The sequence below is a fragment of the Clostridium sp. Marseille-P299 genome (genome assembly GCF_900078195.1).
Taxonomy (GTDB): Bacteria; Bacillota; Clostridia; order Lachnospirales; family Lachnospiraceae; genus Lachnoclostridium.
In genome coordinates, this window is record NZ_FJVE01000006.1 from 356127 (window position 1) to 377311 (window position 21185).

Consider the following 21185-nt stretch of genomic DNA (forward strand, 5'->3'; position numbering starts at 1 on the left):
GTGCTTATACTCCCTTCTCATAATGTACATTTATAAAATCTATGACACGTTCCCATGCAAATTTAGCTGCATCAAGCTCGTAATAGCTTTGAAATTCATGAAACATATCTTTATAAACTTCTAATCTTGCATCTCCTCCACTTTGCATAACTTTTTCTGCTATACAGATTGAATCATCGTATACTCGTTCTTCTGTACCAACCTGAATAAGTATTTTAGGTAAATTTTCAAAATTTCCATAGCATGGTGAAACATAGGGATTATGTATATCATTTCTATCCAAATAGACTTCTTTTGCATATTCTAATAATCCATTATCACCAAGCATGCAATCTGCCTCCTGATAAATATCATAAGAAGAAGTATCCATTGCAACATTAGCCCAAGGAGAGAATAATACCATTAATTCCGGTACCTCAATATTTAAATCACGTAACATCATCGCTGTTGCTAACGCCGTTCCACCGCCAGAAGAATCACCTATAAAAATTATATTTTCTGGACTATATCCTTGATCTAAAAGCCATAGATACCCGTTCACCGTATCGGTTAATAAATCCTTATAATCATTTTCTGGTGCTATCCTATGGTTAACACTAATTGCACACGTATCACCAAGCTTAATGGAGATTTTTTGCATTTCTCTTAATGCTTCATCTGTCATATGATTAATATAAGCACATCCCTTAAAGAAATATACTGCTTTATTAGCCTTTTGAGTGTTTTTTATAACCTCAATATCTGCATCTTTGTATTTATATTTTTCATAACAGTAACCAGGCTCAGGTTCAAATTTAGATGGTCGCATTCCTGTTTCCTGCTTTATCATTTTATAGTACTCTTTGTATTGTTTGATTCTCTCTAAATCCTGTGCATGTTCTTCCCTTACTGCTTTTTTAAATTCCTCCACATTAATACTTGATTTCACCTCAAAAACATCAATGTTGTCACTGATTATCAAACATTTTTCCTCCTTATTAATTATTTCCCCTGAAATTGATAATGTATATCAAAAATTGCTGTTTTCTAAAAACATACTTGTTATCTTTCAATACTACTTTATTGTTTTTAATAAATTTACAGAATTTTTAATATATTTGTATAATAATACTACTTTTGGAAAAAATCAATGAATTTACAATATATTTCGACATTATTTTTAAATAATTTACATTTTAAATAATTTTTCTTCTCAAAACAAAGAGTTTTACCTATTAGCTCTCACAATTTGCAATAAAATAAAAAGAGTTTTGCACAATTTACAAATCAAACTGCACAAAAACTCCTTTTTAAATGATTCAAATTTAGTATTATCTTATTATTTGTTAATTAGGTATTATTAAATTACTATTTTTTAACATTAGAAATCGAATATTCATAAGTTGACTTCGATTGTTTATTAGATTTAAGTATAAATATACACTTCCAAACTAACAATTATTAAACCTAAAAACTAGATTCCGATATGCTTTTCTAAAAAATCTTCTTCTTCCGTTCCCCGCAAATTCCTCATTACGTACTATTTATAATCTTCTTTCCATTTCATTTTAGATCTTTTATTCAAGATTTAACCTAACACAACAAATAATAACCTATCCTTTGTCTAAAAGATCCTCACGTTCATATTTAAGCTTCAATCCATACAACAATATCAATACAATAAATAAATTACAAAACCAAGCAATCCATTCATACCCATGAAACGAAGTATATAGATTCCCCTCCATAAACCACTCTCCACATTGAATCCATAAAATTGAAGGATTAAATAATATTAAAACATCAAATAATGTCCCCGTTTTCACATCCATCGCGGTAATCAACAGTAACAAACAAAGTGTCACTAACCCAAGGAAGGATAAGTAGCTATTTTTCCAAATCAGCATCATAACTGCTGCAAGAAGTCCCATTAAAGTAATAAAACAAAAAGCAAAGGCTGTACAACATAAAAAATATTCTCCAACTGTTAATGTAACATAAGTGACGTACGGATAATATAACATTCCCCTTACCTCAGCCATTAAACCACTACTAATAGGGGTTTTTAACACTCCATCATAAGGAAATACTAAAAAGTAAATTGCAAATACGATTAAAAATAAAAATACACTAATGAGTATTCCTACCAAAAGTCCTGCTACAACTTCTTTCATCAACCTTTTCCTACCGATTTTACTACTGTAAACAATGTCTAATGTATGGTGAATACGATCATAATCCATTGCTATAATAACACTAAGAACAATCAATACACTCATTTGTAGTAACACAATCTTAAACATCGTACCAAATAAAAATGAATGCATGCGATACCAGTCGCCAGGAAAAAATCCTCCATCTGCTTCGTTCGTAGATGTAATCTGCTCTACCCTAGTTTGTAACTTTTCATAGCAATTATCTACAAACTCCTTTAGATTTCCTTTTAACGTAAGCCCTTGTAACTCTTCTTTTCTCTCTTTTAATGAAATCATATCAAATCCATCATAAACCGATTTTCGATACGCTGCCCTTAGTGAAAAATCTTGTACCACCGGATTCGTTGTTTCATTTAAGGTTTTCAATGATGTTTCAGTTATGTACGTACCAGTTTCTTTGATAGCCTCGTTTATTGCTACGATATCATCTCTATAATACAGATTCGTTCCTATGAATAACAAATCAAAACCAATAAATACGACCGCTAAGAACCATAGAATAGGAACCCGAAGAATTTTCTTAAACTCAAATCGAAATACCATACGCTTCAATCTCCTACAACTCTCTACGTTTTTCATGTCTAATCATTGCTAATACTACTCCTACCGTAATCACAATAAAACCAATGAGCCAATAAAACTCCCGATATTTACTTCCCTCTTCCAGCATATAAAATGGCATGTCAAATACCTTCCTGCAAAATAAGACAAACAAAATACCAATAGGAATACTGTAAGCGATAGCAGTAACATAATTTGAAGATAGCTTAGAAACTACAAAAGCGATCATCCCTGTAGCTACTCCAAAACAGATTGCCATTGCAATAGTAACCAACATATATTGTAAGAATGTCAGGTCAAACCACCATGTAATTGTAATGATAGAGGTCATCAAGCAGTTATGAAAAGGTGCAATCTCATGTATATGCAGTACGGTATAAAAAACGATTGCTTGGAGTAGACATAGAAAAGTACTACTTAAGAAAACTGCTATTCCCTGTTTTTTTATTAATGTTCTGCCTACTTTCGTTGTTAGCAATAAGCTTTCCATATGTGATAATCGGTCTTTCACTAAAAATGGAACAATCACTACCAAGCAGCTTATCGCTAATAATATTGCAAAGTATGGAAGTTTCTCAGTAAAATACTGCACGGTTTCTTCCGGTAATAATGACAAACCATCCCTTGTATAAATTTCCTTTAAACGCCCTTCATATTGCTTCGTCGGTGTAATCCCTGCTTCTAAATAATATTCTTGCTCCTTTGTCCAATACTCCTTCCAGTCCTCTTCTGATAAGTTAAAATCTCCGAAATTATCATAAATATCTTTTATGTATTCAATGGACTGATACATAAACGCTTCGTCTTTATGACTATTAAAAAAGAGCTCATTACGACGATTCTCAAGCGCTACGTAAGTCTGATATTCCACTTTCTGTTCCAATTCATCATTCGTTAAAACTCCGCTTTGCACCTGTCGATTATATTCAGACACTACATTACTTAATTCGATCCAACGCTCAATAAACGTTTCCCAGGAATCAATACCATATGTCTCACAAAACTCTTTGTCTTCTAATATCATTTGATTCCAAATAGGAACCCACTCATCATAGACTTCATCTAAAACAACTCGTTCCTCTGGCTCTATACTAACACCAACACGCTGAATTAAATCTTTTGATAATTCACAATTTGTAGTTGCTGGATATCCATTGGGATATAAATCAATATTTAGAAACAATAGATAGTACATCACCGTTATAATTCCAAGTAGAAGCAACACCTTAATATTGATTATCTTTTTTATTTCATTCCATATTAACTTCATTTTTCTCATCCTCTTGATATACGCATAAAAAAACATCCTCTAGGTTGGGCATTTTAGTTTCACAGTTTTTTATTTTTTCCCTACTAAAGAACCTTACTACAGTATGTCCATACTCTTGCCTAGTTGATAGAACTTGATATTCTTCTTCAAACTGTTCAAATTCTTCATTCGCCACAACTGTTTCATATATTTTTCCTTCAAAACGTTCACAAATATTTTGTACCGTGTCTTTGCAATATAATCGTTTATCCTTAATGAGAATCACTTCATTTGCAATGGATTCAATGTCTGATACAATATGCGTAGATAAAATAACAATTCGGTCTTTTGACAAACTTGAAATAATATTACGAAATCTTACTCGCTCCTTTGGGTCTAAACCTGCAGTTGGTTCATCCAGTACCAAAATAGCCGGATCATTTAACATGGCTTGCGCGATGCCAACTCTTTGTAACATCCCTCCTGAAAACTTTTTCATTTTCTTTTTCTTTACCTCAGAAAGTCCCACCATATGTAACAGATGATCTGTTCTCTCCTTCGCTTCTTTTTCTGATAACCCTTTTAGTGCAGATAAATACCAAAGATACTGCTCTGGGGTATTATTTTTATAATATCCAAACTGCTGGGGTAGATATCCAATAAGATCTCTATATTCAGCTCCCATTTGCCTTATTTCTCGTCCGTTATATAAAATTTCTCCTTTGGTTGGAAACAATAGGGTCGTTATCATCTTAATTAGTGTTGTTTTCCCTGCCCCATTGGGAGCTAGCAACCCATACAAACCTTGTTTTAACTCTAAATTAATATCTTTTACCGCCGTAAAGTCCTTATATTTCTTTGTAACATTATTTAACGTTAACATAACACTCTTACTTCCTCCTTCATAACTTGATTTACTGCTTTCACAAATAAGCACATCCAAATCACTCCTGCTATAAAATGAACAATTGTTGGAACAGTAATCAACAATAGTTCTGTAATTCTATTTCCAAAGTTATAAAGGCCAATACAAGTAGTAATCCAAATTACTAACAATACAATCAAACCTCGTACACCTTGACTTCTTTTTGTAATTAATAATGATAAATAAGCAAATAAAAATAAAAATGAAAAGCCAACTCCTGCCGTTGAAATACTAAGTTCTACCACCGATCTAGCATATAAAAATATTATGATATCCATTCCAAGGGCAACGAAACTAAATACTAACATTCGAAAGCTAAGAATCATTGAAAGTGAATACTTACAACTCATTTTAAGGGAAACCATTCCTTGCTGCTCTTCTAACCAAATCGTCATTATACTAATAAGTAAATGAAAAAAAGGGAACATTGCAATTACGAGATATTCTACTGCTCCCTCTCGTTTACTAAGCATAGTTATAATTGCAATACTAGTTAGGAAAAATAATAATCCTGTTAGTAAAAACACCACTCCTGATTGATAAAAAATATTTTTAATGCCGATTTGTTTTAAAAGATGAAAGACACTAAACACTGAATCCTTATCCCTTGGTAATGATTGCTCTACGATCATATGAATCCTTTGCTGTTTTTCCCACTCACTTGGATAAGGAATATCATCTTCTGAAATAGTATACTTCTGCTCTTTATTCATCGAGTTTTATCTCCTTTCTAAGAGTACGAATCGTCTGATAATATCTGGTTTTTACCGTCGATTCGTGGATTTGTAATATTTCAGAAATCTCTGCAAATGTCCGATTTTCAAACCATTTCATCTGAAATATCTGAATTAATGTAGAATCTAGCTTCGCTAAAGTATCCATAACCTCTCTGACTGTTTCTTTCTTTAAAAGGCTAGGAACAAAATCATCCGATATGGCCTTGGTCGTTTCGTCTAGCTCTATTGTAAGAATTGCATTTTTATAGGTGCGACTACGATAATAATCTGTAATTCGATTACTAGCAATATGATACAACCATGTTCGAAATTCTGCCTTTTTATAATCGTAGCTATGGATTCCTCGCAACATATTATAAAAAATATCTTGCGTCAAATCTTTGGTTAGCTCTTCTTCTACAGTTTGCCTATAGACATAAGCAAATATTTCTCGGTAGTAACGTTCTACTAATAGATTAGCGGCTTCCCGATCGCTTTTTTTCTTAATTCTCTTAACTAGTTTTTTATCATTTGACATGCTCTCCTCCTGATCAGAAGTTTTCATTTAAGAACGTTCTATCTATATATACGAAGTTATTTTTAAATAGTTTGAAAAAATTATAATTATTTTATCATGTTCCCTTGGGATAGGATAGAACCTTACAAGTTAAGACCAAAAAAGGAGAATATACAAGTGCCTTCGTTTCCAAAGTCAGTTGTATTCTCCTTCTTGTTATAATTAATTTTTTACTGTTATACGATTGCTTTATCCCCATACATCTCTATTTGCCAAATATATGGGTTCTATTTTATCTACTGCATATTTCATTATTATTTTTAATCTAGTCGCCATACCAATGCATCTATATCTTTCATCAATCATAATATCATTTTAAAATCAAATCTTTGTATACTACATAATGATCTATCGCATCTCCAAATTGAGAACTAAACATTCCATGTTCAATATCATCCCAAGTAACTGAATTATCATTAACTAGAACATAATAAGTGTAATCAGAAAATAATGCACTTGCATTGTTTGGTTGACCCTCATACTTCATCATATATTTATATTCATTCGTAATCATCTGACCATCTTCAAAGCCCTCAATCTTATATTTTTCTCCATCATAGCTCAAATCTTTGATATAAAGCATAGGATAGTCATCTTTTATTTGCTCATAATACTCCTTAGAGTAGGTTGAAGGATTACCGAGTGTATAATAGAATGCTAATCTAATTGTTGCTGATTTTCCCTTTTCTGTCGCCCTAATAAAATCATCCCAAAATGACTGGCCATACGTTATGTCACCATCTTCGTACACAACGCAACCATCGGACTTTGCATCCTCTAGGCTATAATCATCGGGAATAGCATCCAAAGAAACTCTTTCAGTATTTTTTGAACAAGCGGTTAAAATTAAGATAAAAGCGAAAAACATAACTAATAATTTTCTCATTTCATAACACCTCACTATTGCTATAGATATGAATATTAACTATTGATTTTTACCCAATGTTGAAAGAAATGATTTTCTACTCTTACAATATCGGCTAATTCAAAACCATTTTCTGCACATAGCTCCTTAAAATAATCACAACTTTGCATTGCATCAGGTTTTATAATTCCAAAAGTCGTTTGAATCATTCTACCATTTGCATCAATATTTAAATCAACGATGTACGGACTATTTCCTTCAGTTTCTTGTAAAATATCAGTATCCCAAATATAAAGATTACCACCGTTTTTTAAAACTCTATAAATCTCACGTATCACTTTTCTATGTTTATTTTTTTCTATATACATAAATGAGTAAAAAGCTGTTACATTCTGAAAGTATTCTTCTTCAAATGACATCTCACTTGCATCCATTACCATTTTCTCACATGCATAAGGTAGCTCATCTAATTCGTCTTTTCTATAATCAATTGCGATTACATTTTCACCATAAATACTGCTTATAACGCCTTCTCCACCACCTCCAATATCAAGTATTTTATCTTGTATATTTTTTTCTATTTTTATCATAATCTCCTCCAAAATTATGTTCTCTCCTGAATAAAAAGCATTACTGCTAGCTTATCAATTTAAAAAAGTAGTGAAATTCATCATAATTAGATCTTATATTATTTTATCATACTTTACATTGCATTTCTATATTTTTCCAATTTTATAATCATTTCAAGCTAATTAATAAATTTTTATAGTATAACATCAAAATTCCAAAATCCCATATTTGAGCAATAACTTATTTAATTTACAATTAAATCACTATAAGCCATTCACTATTTGTATGTAACATTAAAAAGAATGATATTTATATTTTAATTTGTGGTAAAATATAATTGAATCAAGATTCTAGATTAAATTATATAATTAAATACCAAATCTGTTGGTTATTTTAAATAATATTTAAATTGTTTAAGTAGGAGGATAAAAAATGAAATATTTTATTGTTGAAGGAAATATAATAGACGCTGAAAAAATGACAGATGGAATTATGAAAGAACATATGGCATATACGGGGAAGGCTATGGAGGAAGGAATGTACTTAATGTCTGGTTTGAAAGCAGATATGAGCGGTGGTATATTTATTATTAAATCCGAATCTCTAGAAAGTTTAGAAAATTACTTATCGAAAGAACCTTTTAAAATGAATGGGATACAAGATTATAGAATATTAGAGTTTAATTCTCATTATTTTAATCCATCAGCAGATGAGTGGTTTAGCAACTAATACAGTTTTGAATTAAATTTTACTAAGCAGTCATTTCAAAAAATGACTGATTTTTCTAACTCCTAGAAAGATATAATAAAGTATCACGAATAATAGAACAGATATTCTTATTACCCGTTTTTTCGAAATATATTTAGAATATATTATGAAAAAAATATCCATAAGATAAGAAGAATTTCTCCTATCCTATGGATATTATTAATTTTATAATTGATATTTAGCCAAATCTTCTTTGAAATTAACGATCATATTTTCAAATACCTCAATAAGGTTTGTTAGATCTGTAATTTGGTCTACATAAATAGATACATTGCTATTTGCTTCCTGTGTGGAGGCTGAATTTTCTTCTGCAATCGCTGCTAAATTTTCAATATTCTCAAATAAAGAAGAAATGTTTTGAGCTTCATTCTTTAAACGAATTGTTGTTTGTACCATCTCTTCAGATACATCCTTAAGATGTTTATTGGATTCATTTGTTGTAACAACAGCTTCGGAAAGTTTTGTATTTTCTCCTTCAAGCACTCCATATTGAGTATCAATATTGGTAACAATCTCATCAATGCTGCCTAATAAACCAGTTAAACTCTCATTGATTTGACGTACTGCTGTATTTGTCTCTTCTGAAAGTTTTCTAACTTCTTCTGCAACTACCGCAAAACCCTTACCTGCATCTCCTGCTCTTGCAGCTTCAATAGAAGCATTAAGTGCTAATAAATTCGTTTGATTTGCTATACTTGATACAATGGTAACAATATTGGTAATATCTTTTGCATTTCCCTGTAAAGTAAAGCCGCTATTTTTGATACCATTAAATTTATCAAGAACATGATTGATTTCAGTTGCAGTACTTTCTACTTTCTTGAAGCTTGTTTCAATATCTGAAACTGCACTCTCAATGTCCTCTTTATTCTCATCACTCTTATCTGATATATGATTAATACTTGAAATACTATCATTTAAAATAGTAACAGCATTCTCTGTATCACTTGCCTGATTTATCGCTGCTGTTGCAACCTGGTCAAGAACTTCTGTAATATCATTGGATGTATTTTGCATCGTCTTAGATATGTTTGAAACAGAGTGATTAAATGTATACATTTCATCTACAATAGAATGAAATCCTATGAAATCCTTTTGAATATTTTGCTTTATCTTATTAATTTCTAACATATAAGACTCATATTCATCATTCGATTTAACTATGGTAGACTCTATGAAATTTCTTTCGCTTAATTTTTCAAGCTCTTTGAAAATTAATTTTTTAGGTCTATTAAAAATAAATGCTGTAATTAAAGATGAAGCGAAAGCTACAACACCAGTTAATAATGCTTTGAGTGGACTATCAAATAATATAAATCCTGCAAGTGCCACTAAAATTAAATTCAAAATTGCTGCTTTTATCGAAACTGACTTAATGATTCCAAAAGAAAAAATATTATTTAAAAAGTATTTCTTTACATTTTGGATTTCTGACTCAAATTTGAGTTTCAGAATTAACTCACCTTCGGATTTCGATACTTCATCAACTTCAATCTTTTCATTAAAGTATTTTGATACACCACTAATTAAACCTTTTAAATAATTTCCCATCCCTCGTTTGGATCGGTAAGTAAAATATATCTCATGTGATGATATTGGCGTTACATCTAAAATCGGTGGCTTCGCACCTCTAAAACGCTTCATTACAATAACATGTACATCGTTCATTGATTTTAAGAACTGATAAGCGGATTCATGACGGAAAAATCCTGGATAAAGCTTGCTAAATGTTTTCACATTCTCTTCTCCCATGATGAACCATATTTCATCCTTATTCTTTCCAACAGAATTACCAATGTGCTCTACAATTCCTACTGCTTTTTTATCTTCTACATCTTCTAGTGGTGAAAAGATATAGGTACTAGATAATCCAAATGCCTTTAGGGCATCATTCACGACGTTGTTTCCGAATAGAATACGACTAGATTCTACCCACGATGAAACTACAGTACCCTTCATATTTATATCTCCTTTGTAATATTATGTATTACCTTAAGTTATTTTATCATATTGCGTTTTTTGTTACAAACATATAATTTAAATATAGCTAAAGGTTACGCTAAGATAAAATAATTAAATTACTATAATATACAAATTTTAAATCATAAAATATTTATCATAACGCATTTATAGTATAATACATATTTTGAATTCTCTCAATCTATATTTAAATTTCCTGACTTTTTCTATATACAATTATATAATGTTAAGTATTTTCAAGTTCGTTTCTATCATTTTTATAGACTTATTTTATTTGATAAAAATAAGGTCCACATTCTGATTCGTGGGTGTGAATATACGTCCACTTATGCATTGGATCATAAATATAAATATCATAATCTAAATCAAAATCCTCAGCTTTTAATAAATTCGCATTTTCAATCAATAAGGCCTGATCACTATGCTGATAAAACATATATACCTTTTCCTTCTTACATTTATTAAAAGCCTGCCTTGCTTTTGACTTAGTAAGCGCATTTACTTTTTCAAAACTGAAGATATGCCACTTATATTTTTCATATGCAATTTTTCTCTTTTCATCCTTACCTACCGACGAGGCAAACAAACGACTCCAATTTTTCTTGATAGTACTTGAATTATCTAAATGTAAAAAAACCACTCCTCTATTAACAAGTTCTAGCCTTTTCTGAGCATATTCATATTCAGTAATATGCTGATTATATTCCTCTACTTTTTCCATTATAGTATCTAAAAGATCGTTCCGAATCGCTTTTTCCTCTTCGTCAGTCAATAATTCAATTTTTTCCTTTTCGCTATGTAAATTAATCCAATTATACTCTAACATATGAGCTCCTTAAAATGTATAACTTATCTTTTCTATACATTAAAATAAAATCTATGCCCCTTCTTGATGTTCATCATCAGGTGTCCAAGAAAGTAAATTATTTGCTTTAATGGCTCCTAACTTCATTTCTGTATTACAATACGGGCACTCCATTTTATGTCCTCCTCTATGCACTTTCACTTGAATATTTACTACATAAAGATTACTCTCTTATTAATTAGATATACGCCTCTTTACATAATTTCGAACATCACCATAATTTTTAAATTTAATACTTATCGGAGGATTATGTATTTCTGTAAAATAACTTTCTCCTGACTCCTTATGAAAAACCAACTTAGGTCTTAACTGATAATAATCATAATTGCTATTTAAATCAATTAACCTCGTTCTATCAAAATCTTTAAGCTGCATATTAAATTCAAGCTCTTCATATTTTTCTAGTTTAACTGCTCCTGAAACATCCGTCATATCGTTATTATCCCCTATTAATGAATAAGATTTAATGATATCGGCCTTGCTTAAAAATTCTTTCGATATTTCTGATAGTCCATCAATCATTAAGGTATCATTTGCTTTATACGTCTGAACCCTCTCTAATTCCCATAATGGAACACTATTTACCGCTTCTAATAATTCTTGTTCCGACATACCACTGTAGATACATATTTTCCCGATATCGATTATCTGGCTACTATCATCGGAATATTTCACCTGAATATTATTCGTTTCTATAGATTCAGGAAGTTCATTAATAGCATTTTGATCCCATTCTAAAAATAACGTTGCGTTGGATATTTTATAAATCCCATGATTTGTGATATCTTTATTTAATACTGAAACTATTAACTCTGGATGATTTATAAACGACACTTCCGTAACTTCTCTTTCATCCGTAATGTTTTGCACATAAATTAGCTGCAAGGTAGAAGTTTCTACAACTGAATCTGGAATCGTTGGTAAATAATGTTCTACCAAATATCGAAAATAAATTGGTTCATCTATCTTTAATTTATTCCACCCAATCCTACCAATGATCGAAGCTACTACAACGGATGATAGTAATACCGCAATTAGATTTCCTTTTGAAATCTTTCTTATCCTATGTTTATCGCGCATTATTATTAAACCTCCATGGTACTTCCACTTCCACTTACACTTTCACTTCTACTTTTACTTTGACTTTGACTTTTATATTGACTTTTACTTTGACTTTGACTGTTCTATGTCATTCTCTTTTTTGGTAAAATGAACAAGACTTTTTGCCAACCATATATCTGGTTTTCCTATCCCATTAGCATCTGGTATTACACCTACAATTTGATAACCAACCTTTTCATAAAATTCATGGGGATGATTCTTTATATTTTTGATATTATTTATTTTCTCAAATGTATCTTGAAAGAGATTTGTATTTGAAAGAGTTGTACTTTCATTTTCATCATCACTTCCAAGGTAAATTGTTAAGCACCCCTTCTCCTTTAATATCTCTTCAAGGGCATAGCAAAGTTTTGTTCCTATTCCTTGTGAACGATAATGTTCGTCAACGACCAAAGGATGTAACTCCCACGCGGTTACTCCATATTGTGGAATAGCACCAACAAAGCCTAATAGTTTCTCTCCATCAATTGCAGCAACAGCTACCCTATCTTCTTCTATACATTTACTTATTTCCTCTTCTGAGCAATCAGAATAGGAATGTGGAAACGCCTGTTTTAATAAATCTGCGGCTTGTTTATTGTATTCAATGGTTTCTTTAGACAGTAAAATTGTTTCCATAACAACCTCCCAAAAATTATTACGATAACAGATAATAGTTACGCATTTGATTGTTTATATTTTCCAATATTATAATAACATATCGCTAAATATACGTAAAATGAAATAAATAAAATTGTATGCTCTAATTTTGCATGTTCATTTCACGCTTTTCCTCCCAAAACATCCTTTCATATTCCTCGTAACCAACCACTCTCTCATCGATTCGCCTTGCATAACTATAGGTGTAATTCTTAAAATATTTTCCCCAAAATCGTAATGCCGTAGGATTTAGTGTTTCACAATCAACCCCTAAATAAGTAACTCCTTCGCCTTTTAATACTCCTATAATATAATTTAACAAACCTTCAGCTATCTTATGGTTACGATAATTCACATCCACATAAGCGCCACAAATGTTCTTTATCAAAGGAAGGTCCGAAACAAAAGTTTCCCCATCGCCTCCAACTCTCATATAACCAATAATTTTATCTTTACCACCCATATTTTCTTTTGCTACAAACATTCTGCTATCGACTCTTACCATTTTATCAGGAAATTCCTTGCTTAAGTTTAATGGCATAAGGATTGGTGCATTTCTCATATGATTGGTTAGTCCCTTTTCTAAATCCAAAACTTGTTGAAATTCTTCTTTTTGTAGCTCACAAAATATAATACCTTCTAGTACTTCCTTCTTCTCCCGAACATCGACTATTTCTTTAATAGAATCTGAACAACGGATACCAAATCCGTTAAATATTAGGGACTTACCTACTTCATTATCATTTGCATATCGCGATAGTGCAATACTTAAAATTTCTTTTTTTGCCATTTGCTCCATAGCATAGGCTAGTAACATAGAGCTTACCTTTGCACGATCACCACCTGCAAATGCACTCCCGCCTAATGGCGAGAATGCACCTACTACATTTCCAAAAAATCCAGAGATCGGACCTAAAAAACAAAGATAACCAACCAATTTATCATCTTCATAAGAAACATACGCATATTCCTTTTGAAATAAAGTGTATATTAATTCTGATAAAACACTTTTTAGTGATTCATCATTTATAACTCCTAATAGAGCTGGACATCTTAAAGATTCTGCATAATACTCCTTTACGGCCAATATTACCGCATCATCACAATCCTTGGTAATTGCCTTTCTAATCTCCATATTACTCCCTTCCTTCCACCCTTTAATTTCACATTAAGAATAAACTTTATTTTTATATTAAGAATAAACTCATTTTTATATTAAGAATAAACTTAATTTACAAGCGCTGGCTTATGAAGAAAAGAAGCTATTCTATTCATCAAAGCTTCTAATCATTTTGATTCTCATACGACTAAGCACAGCTAACACTTCATATTTTCTCGGAAGATCCATAAAGCGATTACATTCTGTAAAGAACGTAGAATATGCAGACTCTAAACCTTCTTCATTAATATCATAAAGCAATTGCTCTACTTCCCCACGTGCATGAATCCATTTCGGCTCTATTTGGCTGTCCTCTAATTTTTCAAATGAGAATTTTTGAAAACGTTCCATTGGATTTACACGGTTAATTAACTTTCGTAATAAAAACGCGATTGCATTTAGCTGAGGAATGGACGCGATATCATGAATCATACGAATATCTACTTGTTCCTCACCTAAAATTAGAAATCCTAAGTCTGATACTTTTAATACCTCCGTAGAAGATTCATTTGGATACGTCGTCAAATAGTTTGCATCAATTTCATCAGAATTCATAAAGTTCGCCTTATCTATTATCGTTTCATGCTTACTTTGTAACTGATATGCACAACTAGCCTGTAACTGTTTTGCTTCCTCCGTCACTTGATGAATCTGATAATCCTTCATCATATAGATTCGATCACTAACCTGCAAATACTCACTGCTTCCCCCAATAACAAGAATCGTTGATACGCCTACTTCCTTTGATAGTTCCTGAACCCGTTCCACAAATGGGGTAATAGGCTCTTTTTCAATTAATGCCTTCATAATAGGATCTTGAATCATGAAGTTCGTAGCAGACTTATCCTCATCGATCATCAAAAGTGTGACGCCCCAATTGATCGCTTCTATAATATTTGCAGCCTGTGAGGTGGATCCCGATGCATGCTCAGTTGAAAAATCTGCTGGATTTCCGCCAGGAATCCACTTAATAAATGGTGATAAATTTGCGTGACGTACGCTCCGTCCGTCTTCTGCTGAAATCTTCATAGCAGAATCATCTGTAATCACAAATTCTCTACCATCCCCTTCTATATGATTATAAATTCCTGCACTTAAGGCATCTAGCAATGTACTTTTTCCGGAATAACCACCGCCGGTAATCACTGTAACGCCCTTTTTAAATGCCATCCCTTTGATGCCTGCCACTTCCACTTCATCCTCCTTTGTTGACTGAAATGGAATTGCATTTATCATAGGCAAATCACTTCCTTTTTCCCTTGGCAGAATACTTCCATTTGCCACAAAAGCACAATACTCACTTTCCTTTAACCATGCTCTAATTTCATTTTGTTTTTGCTCAAGTTCTAAGGCACGTTTTAATCCTTCCTGAGAAAACTCATCTATAAATCGATTCACCGCATCTGGTAAATCTTTGGATAGCATCTGCACCGCTTTTTTATGCTTTCCAAGTGGTAATTGTACTTGAATCATAATGTTTGCACAAAGGTAAGCTGGAACATCCTTCCCACCATCAATTGGAGTTATCGTATTCTTGGTTGGATTGGTATAATACTTTTGGGAAACCTTTTTTGCTGTTATCACATTTCTTTGTAAAACCTTATTGTTTGGTTCATAAATATAGTAATGACCATTTTCCTTTGCCGTTCGTTTCCGATTATCGTTTAATTCATTTAATGTTCTAATATAAGGAATAAAAGAGCGGAAGATATAATCAAGTGCTGCAGTACTCGTATCCTCCACCTTTAGATTCTTCATCGGAATATGAATTGTAATCGTTGGCTTTGATAACTCAAGTCGATTGCTTTTTGTAATTTCATATCCAATTTCATCATCCCAGTAAACCGCATGATTGTGCTCAATGGGATCTTTATCTATAAAGGTTTCTATCATTTTTCCTTCATACATTTCTTCATACGTATCACTGTTTGGTCTCATGTTTAAAATATAATATTTTAATCGGTTCAATCTGATTTCTCCTTTTTATTTCTGCTTTTTTAATCTCATCGGTTCTAAAAAATATTTCATTTTTCTTATTATTAAATTCCTCTATTACTAACATTTTATCTTTCATCATATAAATCACCTTTTCCTTTCTTAAATGCTTTTGCACGAATCTTCACCCTATTTTAGGGCAGAAAAATAGCCATAATAAGCAGCTTTATTCTACTCACCATGGCTATTTTTGCGTACAAAAAAAGACACACCATACATGCGTCCTGTAGTCAACAGTATTCATAAAGGTACTTAAAAATCGCATAATTTTAGCGCTAAAGCTAAAAAAATGCCTTATTCAGTTAATGATTGTTCACCATCCATAAATTCTTTTTCATATTCTAATTCCTCCTTAACTGAAATTTTTAAGTAGACTTACTTCCATATCATAACACCATATTCCAATTATTTCAATCTTTTTATTTCTCTTTGGCAATAAAACGTATCTCACTAATCGTCAACTGCCCCGCATTCCACCTTTCTTTCGATATACTTTTTCGTTCCAGCAAAAAAAAGTCCACCGCTTCCCACAAAGCAAAAGATGCTGCTATGGACAATACTTCTGAAAATATAGCTCCAACTTCAGCTGTATTCATAGTAAAATATATAATAAGCAAGATAATTCCTAAAGTAAACAAGGAGAGAATTGTAATAAAATTAAAATGTAAATCAATACGCTTATCATTTAAAGCATAATATTCTTTAATTAATCGAATAATTTGATGCTGCTCTTCCTCATTTAATTCTACATTTTCAAACTGAATTATAATCGGATAACGGATTGGAATGTAATATGCCTTTCTATCGATAAAGTCGTAAATGTCTTGATTTAATGTAGCTTGATTTCCAGTGGATAACTTATCAAACCATTCCATACCTTCGTAGGCATAAATTCGAATGATTGCATTATTGTCTTTATCTAAATATTCCTTTTCTAAATATGTTTCCATTGACGGCATATCATTTTCGTACCTTCGTATTCTTCCTACCATTTTACGCCTTAATTGCTTTCTTTTCATATGACTCCTTTATCCTTTTCTATTAACAGAATATCTAGGCAGTAAGATAATCAAAGATACTTTTTACATAATTTAAAAATTTTATTCAGTTTTTATAAAAAATCAGTTCTTTATTCCATTGTGCTTTTCTCTATAAGAACAGTCGTTTCTATTTTAAAAAAGAAAAAACCTTGATATTATCTCGGTTTTCTCTAAAGAAACTTATCTCATATACTGCAAATTTTAATTCATGTATTATCCCCTTTTATCATACTTTATTATCAAACAAAAGGGGATTCTCTTCTAGGACGTTTTTTCGTTTATTCAATTATTAAAATAGAAAACTAGTTTATTTTTCCAAATAAAAGTTTAATACTTTCCATTCTCCAGATTTTTTCACTAATTCAATTCCTAAGTATGTGATACTATCTTCTCCTGCACGTATAAAAGGATATTGCACTTCGATTTCATTAACTTCTCTTATATTGTTTAAATCTCCTGTGAATTTCTTGATTTCCGTAGTATCATAGATGTCTGTTTTATTCATCATATAATTATAATCATTTAAATCGACTCCATCACTTAAATAGGAGCCCATACTCTCTTTGTCCCCTCTAAAATATGCCTCTGAAAAGCCTTCCAAAACTATTTTTACTTTCGTTTCTTCTTCATTAAATAGAAAATTATCTATCGTTTCCATCCCCAGTTGCTCTTTTGCTGCTTCATCTTCCTTGGCAAAATATTCGGTTAGTGGGATATACTGTTCTTTTCCATCATCCGATTTAAACTTATATAATAATTCATATGACTCATTACTTTTATCTTTAAGTCTGACTACAATATTATAATCTACCACTGTTTCTTTTTTATTTAATAAAGAATCTTTTTCCGTTATGAAACCTTGAATATATTCTTCAACAAGAGCTTTATCTTCCTCAGATCTTAGCTTTTCCTTTGCTTTATACATACCTTTTATATCAGGGCTATCTATGGCTTTACGAATATAAGTGTAATCGGAACTTACCTCAACATCTACTAATACTGCATTATCATCCGTTGTTCTTTTCGTAAATGCTACGGAAAAATTATCAATTGTATTTATACCTTCCTGAGATTCTGTTATTATTTTTTGTATTTCTGATGAAATTTTATTAGCAAGTTTGTTATCTATTTTTACCGACTTATCCTTTATGGTAATGTTACTTTCTAAAGCTTCCTCATTTTTGCTACATCCGATTAAGCTTATAAGTAATAGAAGTGTTATAAACAACATTTTAATTTTCATTCGAAATTAATACCCTCCTCAATTCAATGTTTTTAATTAGAACTTCTTGCATAATTTTTAATCACTTTCCTTATTATATCAGTTATAATTCATATTAACAATATATTCCAATTCCAGAATCATATTATTAAGTTTTTTTTAATTTGGCAGAGTAATAAAATCGCTGATATTTTAAGTGTTTATTATTTACAATCATTATTTGTAAATATCATATGATCTATGTTATTATAATTTAAATATAGTTAATTGATTTGAGACAAGACTATACAATAGGTCAGTGATCTAAGATATAGTAAATATTTATTTGAACTTGAATTAATAAAGCATACATCTGTTTATAAACTCATGGAAAAAAGGAGAAATTTTATGATTGATTTTCAAAACGCGTCATTTTTTAAACTAAAGCAAGTAGCTGAGAATGATGTCAGTGGCACTTTAAGCAATTTACTAATTCCAGGTGAGCAAATAATTGGAGCTTATAAAGGCATTCGAGATTCCGTTACTTTTACCACAAAGCGAGTGATCGCAGTAAATGTTCAAGGATTTACAGGAAAGAAGAAAGACTTTACTTCTCTTCCTTATTCTAAAATTCAAGCATTTTCTATTGAAACAGCAGGTGTATTCGACTTAGACGCAGAACTTGAAATTTATTTTAGTGGACTTGGTAAAGTGAAATTTGAATTTACAGGAAATTGTGATATTGAAAAAATAGGGCAGACCATTGGAAGTTATGTATTATAGGGATTAATTAATGGTTGACCAGTATAGAATTTAAAAACCTTCCTGTACCGGTCAAAGTACAAGGAAGGTTTTTACGTTAAAGACATATTAAATATATTAATGTAAAATCCATTCGTTATTTCAAAAATCCACCTAAGAATCTCATTATTAATGCAAAAGATCCTCGTATGATCTAGGGAGTAACTGATTGCATTTATTAATAGATTTTGTATCACTCGATACATAAATGCACTATCTGCCAGGAATTTAGTTTCTTCCGTTGATAAAATCAGTCGGATATCTTTATTTTTCTCACGAATAAGATTCTCTACATCCGCAACGATTTGTTCTATTAAGCGATTTCCAACGATAGTTTCTATGTTTAAATCAACATTTCCACTAGATGTCTTAGCTTGTTCAAACAAACTAAGGATCATTTCCTTTAACTTGTCAGCCTTACGCGATAACACATCTACATAATCAGTTAATACAGGAGGAGAGACATTGGTAATAAGATCAACCTTCATCTTTTCACTTTTTACCCTCTCCTCAGCTGCATTTTGCATAACAGAAGTCATATTTACTAATACATCTTCATAACGATAGAATTCTTCCTCATTCGTAAATAGATTTTCTACCTTTTCATTTCCCTTGTCTATTTGTTCTATCATCTTACTTAACTTAACGAGATTTTTTTTGATACATTGACCCTCATATAATAATTGAATAATGTTGTAAGTTCATAAACGAAAGGTATTATTATTAATAGTACCATTAGAATATGGGTCATCCTATAGCTTCTTAAATCCGCATAGAATGTTCTATATCTTCCATCGAAACTGACATTTAAAATAGCCAAAACCATTACATAATAAATTATAATAACTATTTGTTGCGTTTTTACATACTTGTTTAATCGCAAGCAATAATCCTTATAATCTTTTTCTCTAAATTGTTTGTCAAATAATAAATACCGATAATTAATAATAAATACCAACATCAGTTTAACTACTAACATAAGCAATGTTGTTTTAATACTACTATATTCATACTTCTTATGGAACTAAAAAATAGAACTTATAATATCGGACCTGAAGAATATTGTTATGATGTAGATATGATTTATCAAGGATATGCGAATGAAGCTCAAATGGCCGAACCTTATGAAGTCGCATATAACAGAGATAAATTAATTGATTGTGGGGCAAATGAGGAAGTAGCACAAGAAATAGCAAAGACAATCGAATATATGGGAAAGGATAAATGATTATATGTGTATAAATTTTACAATCAAACGGTAAAAAATTAAAATAGATAATGTAGGCAAATTAAATTGTTAAAGAGAGGAGTTTTTAATGAGTAAAAAATATTTAATAGGCATAATTATAATTTGCTGTGGGTTCGGTGTAATTAGTTGTTCAAAACAGAAAACAAATGAAGTTACACCAACACAAAGCACTACAAATGAGATTACACCAAGTATTATCATAACAGAGGCGCAAGAGCCAACATTGGCGGTAACCGTAATTCCAACAGCAGAAGCAACATCAATAGCTAATAATGATTTCGAAATATTTTTTCAAGGATTTTTACCAGTTGAGCAAGATAAAGAAAGTGATTACATGATGATTAATGATTATATAATCACTAATGAAAAAGATTGGACTGCTTGGAGTGAGAAATATAATTTATCTAAATATCCATATTATTTAGAAGATTTTAACTGGGATAATGATTGTTTAGTAGTAAATGCTTATTCTGGAGCAAAACCTTTTAGAAATACAATGGGTAGAATTAAAAGCATTTCGTTTGAAAATAATACAGTTAACGTAGAATATGATGAAACTCAACCAGATGTGTATATCTTTAATACACAAGAACTTAGAAATATTGGTTTATATGTTATTAAAGTTAAGAAGCCAAATAATTTGTCTTCTTTAGATCCAAGTTATTTCACATATAAAAATTATAACGATATTGAATAGTAATTAAAATA

General features: G+C 31.1%; 23 protein-coding genes. 4 read left to right on the forward strand and 19 right to left on the reverse strand.

The window, feature by feature from the left end:
* Window positions 1-4: 4 nt before the first annotated feature.
* The 8 genes from BN4220_RS05575 to BN4220_RS05610 all read right to left on the reverse strand — a co-directional run bounded on the left by BN4220_RS05575 (window position 5) and on the right by BN4220_RS05610 (window position 7678).
* Window positions 5-961, reverse strand: coding sequence for an alpha/beta hydrolase fold domain-containing protein (locus tag BN4220_RS05575; protein WP_066714560.1), 957 nt, complete (start codon window positions 959-961; stop codon window positions 5-7).
* A 631-nt stretch (window positions 962-1592) separates the two neighbouring features.
* Window positions 1593-2738 (reverse strand): hypothetical protein, encoded by a 1146-nt coding sequence (locus BN4220_RS05580; RefSeq protein ID WP_066714562.1) that lies wholly within the window; start codon window positions 2736-2738, stop codon window positions 1593-1595.
* Between the two features lie 13 nt (window positions 2739-2751).
* On the reverse strand, window positions 2752-4026 hold the full coding sequence (locus tag BN4220_RS05585) for a hypothetical protein (protein ID WP_066714564.1): 1275 nt from the start codon (window positions 4024-4026) through the stop codon (window positions 2752-2754).
* Complete coding sequence (locus tag BN4220_RS05590; protein ID WP_066714566.1) at window positions 4007-4888, reverse strand: ABC transporter ATP-binding protein; 882 nt, start codon at window positions 4886-4888, stop codon at window positions 4007-4009. The genes BN4220_RS05585 and BN4220_RS05590 overlap by 20 nt, the downstream gene beginning before the upstream one ends.
* A complete protein-coding gene (locus BN4220_RS05595) occupies window positions 4882-5643 on the reverse strand; it encodes a hypothetical protein (protein ID WP_066714568.1) in 762 nt (253 codons plus the stop codon). The genes BN4220_RS05590 and BN4220_RS05595 overlap by 7 nt, the downstream gene beginning before the upstream one ends.
* A complete protein-coding gene (locus BN4220_RS05600; protein ID WP_082812142.1) occupies window positions 5636-6184 on the reverse strand; it encodes an RNA polymerase sigma factor in 549 nt (182 codons plus the stop codon). The genes BN4220_RS05595 and BN4220_RS05600 overlap by 8 nt, the downstream gene beginning before the upstream one ends.
* A 349-nt stretch (window positions 6185-6533) precedes the next feature.
* Entirely contained in the window at window positions 6534-7109 is a 576-nt protein-coding gene (locus tag BN4220_RS05605; protein WP_066714572.1) for a hypothetical protein, read from the reverse strand.
* A 35-nt stretch (window positions 7110-7144) separates the two neighbouring features.
* Window positions 7145-7678: a class I SAM-dependent methyltransferase gene (locus BN4220_RS05610; protein WP_066714574.1), complete on the reverse strand. Its 534-nt coding sequence runs from the start codon at window positions 7676-7678 to the stop codon at window positions 7145-7147.
* A gap of 412 nt (window positions 7679-8090) precedes the next feature.
* Between BN4220_RS05610 and BN4220_RS05615 the strand changes: the two genes are divergently transcribed.
* Window positions 8091-8387, forward strand: coding sequence for a YciI family protein (locus BN4220_RS05615; RefSeq protein WP_066714576.1), 297 nt, complete (start codon window positions 8091-8093; stop codon window positions 8385-8387).
* Between the two features lie 204 nt (window positions 8388-8591).
* On the opposite strand, the gene BN4220_RS05620 is transcribed toward BN4220_RS05615, so the two are convergent.
* From BN4220_RS05620 to BN4220_RS05655, 10 genes are all read right to left on the reverse strand, one after another.
* Window positions 8592-10385: a heme NO-binding domain-containing protein gene (locus BN4220_RS05620; protein ID WP_066714578.1), complete on the reverse strand. Its 1794-nt coding sequence runs from the start codon at window positions 10383-10385 to the stop codon at window positions 8592-8594.
* 286 nt (window positions 10386-10671) lie between these two features.
* A complete protein-coding gene (locus tag BN4220_RS05625; protein ID WP_066714580.1) occupies window positions 10672-11232 on the reverse strand; it encodes a DUF4275 family protein in 561 nt (186 codons plus the stop codon).
* A 51-nt stretch (window positions 11233-11283) separates the two neighbouring features.
* Entirely contained in the window at window positions 11284-11385 is a 102-nt protein-coding gene (locus tag BN4220_RS20435; RefSeq protein WP_242867742.1) for a PF20097 family protein, read from the reverse strand.
* A 60-nt stretch (window positions 11386-11445) separates the two neighbouring features.
* A complete protein-coding gene (locus tag BN4220_RS05630) occupies window positions 11446-12351 on the reverse strand; it encodes a hypothetical protein (protein ID WP_066714581.1) in 906 nt (301 codons plus the stop codon).
* Window positions 12352-12435: 84 nt separating this feature from the next.
* Window positions 12436-13011: a GNAT family N-acetyltransferase gene (locus tag BN4220_RS05635; protein ID WP_066714582.1), complete on the reverse strand. Its 576-nt coding sequence runs from the start codon at window positions 13009-13011 to the stop codon at window positions 12436-12438.
* A gap of 124 nt (window positions 13012-13135) precedes the next feature.
* The gene (locus BN4220_RS05640; RefSeq protein ID WP_066714584.1) at window positions 13136-14167 is read right to left on the reverse strand and encodes a GNAT family N-acetyltransferase; all 1032 of its coding nucleotides are present in this window, start codon (window positions 14165-14167) and stop codon (window positions 13136-13138) included.
* Window positions 14168-14299: 132 nt separating this feature from the next.
* A complete protein-coding gene (locus tag BN4220_RS05645; protein WP_066714585.1) occupies window positions 14300-16159 on the reverse strand; it encodes a P-loop domain-containing protein in 1860 nt (619 codons plus the stop codon).
* Window positions 16113-16304, reverse strand: a complete 192-nt coding sequence (locus tag BN4220_RS20235; RefSeq protein WP_197467894.1) for a hypothetical protein — start codon at window positions 16302-16304, stop codon at window positions 16113-16115. Before BN4220_RS20235 ends, BN4220_RS05645 begins: the two co-directional genes overlap by 47 nt.
* A gap of 301 nt (window positions 16305-16605) precedes the next feature.
* Window positions 16606-17205 (reverse strand): hypothetical protein, encoded by a 600-nt coding sequence (locus BN4220_RS05650; RefSeq protein ID WP_066714586.1) that lies wholly within the window; start codon window positions 17203-17205, stop codon window positions 16606-16608.
* A 328-nt stretch (window positions 17206-17533) separates the two neighbouring features.
* Window positions 17534-18469, reverse strand: a complete 936-nt coding sequence (locus BN4220_RS05655; RefSeq protein ID WP_066714590.1) for a hypothetical protein — start codon at window positions 18467-18469, stop codon at window positions 17534-17536.
* Window positions 18470-18835: 366 nt separating this feature from the next.
* On the opposite strand from BN4220_RS05655, the gene BN4220_RS05660 reads away from it, so the two are divergent.
* Window positions 18836-19210 carry a PH domain-containing protein gene (locus BN4220_RS05660; protein ID WP_066714591.1) on the forward strand — a complete coding sequence of 125 codons (375 nt, stop codon included), beginning with the start codon at window positions 18836-18838 and terminating at the stop codon, window positions 19208-19210.
* Between the two features lie 71 nt (window positions 19211-19281).
* Here BN4220_RS05660 and BN4220_RS05665 read toward each other — a convergent pair whose 3' ends face one another.
* Window positions 19282-19860 (reverse strand): sensor histidine kinase, encoded by a 579-nt coding sequence (locus BN4220_RS05665; protein WP_066714592.1) that lies wholly within the window; start codon window positions 19858-19860, stop codon window positions 19282-19284.
* 386 nt (window positions 19861-20246) lie between these two features.
* Between BN4220_RS05665 and BN4220_RS05670 the strand changes: the two genes are divergently transcribed.
* Window positions 20247-20456 carry a hypothetical protein gene (locus BN4220_RS05670; protein ID WP_066714594.1) on the forward strand — a complete coding sequence of 70 codons (210 nt, stop codon included), beginning with the start codon at window positions 20247-20249 and terminating at the stop codon, window positions 20454-20456.
* 88 nt (window positions 20457-20544) lie between these two features.
* Window positions 20545-21174 (forward strand): hypothetical protein, encoded by a 630-nt coding sequence (locus BN4220_RS05675; RefSeq protein ID WP_066714595.1) that lies wholly within the window; start codon window positions 20545-20547, stop codon window positions 21172-21174.
* Window positions 21175-21185: the final 11 nt, after the last annotated feature.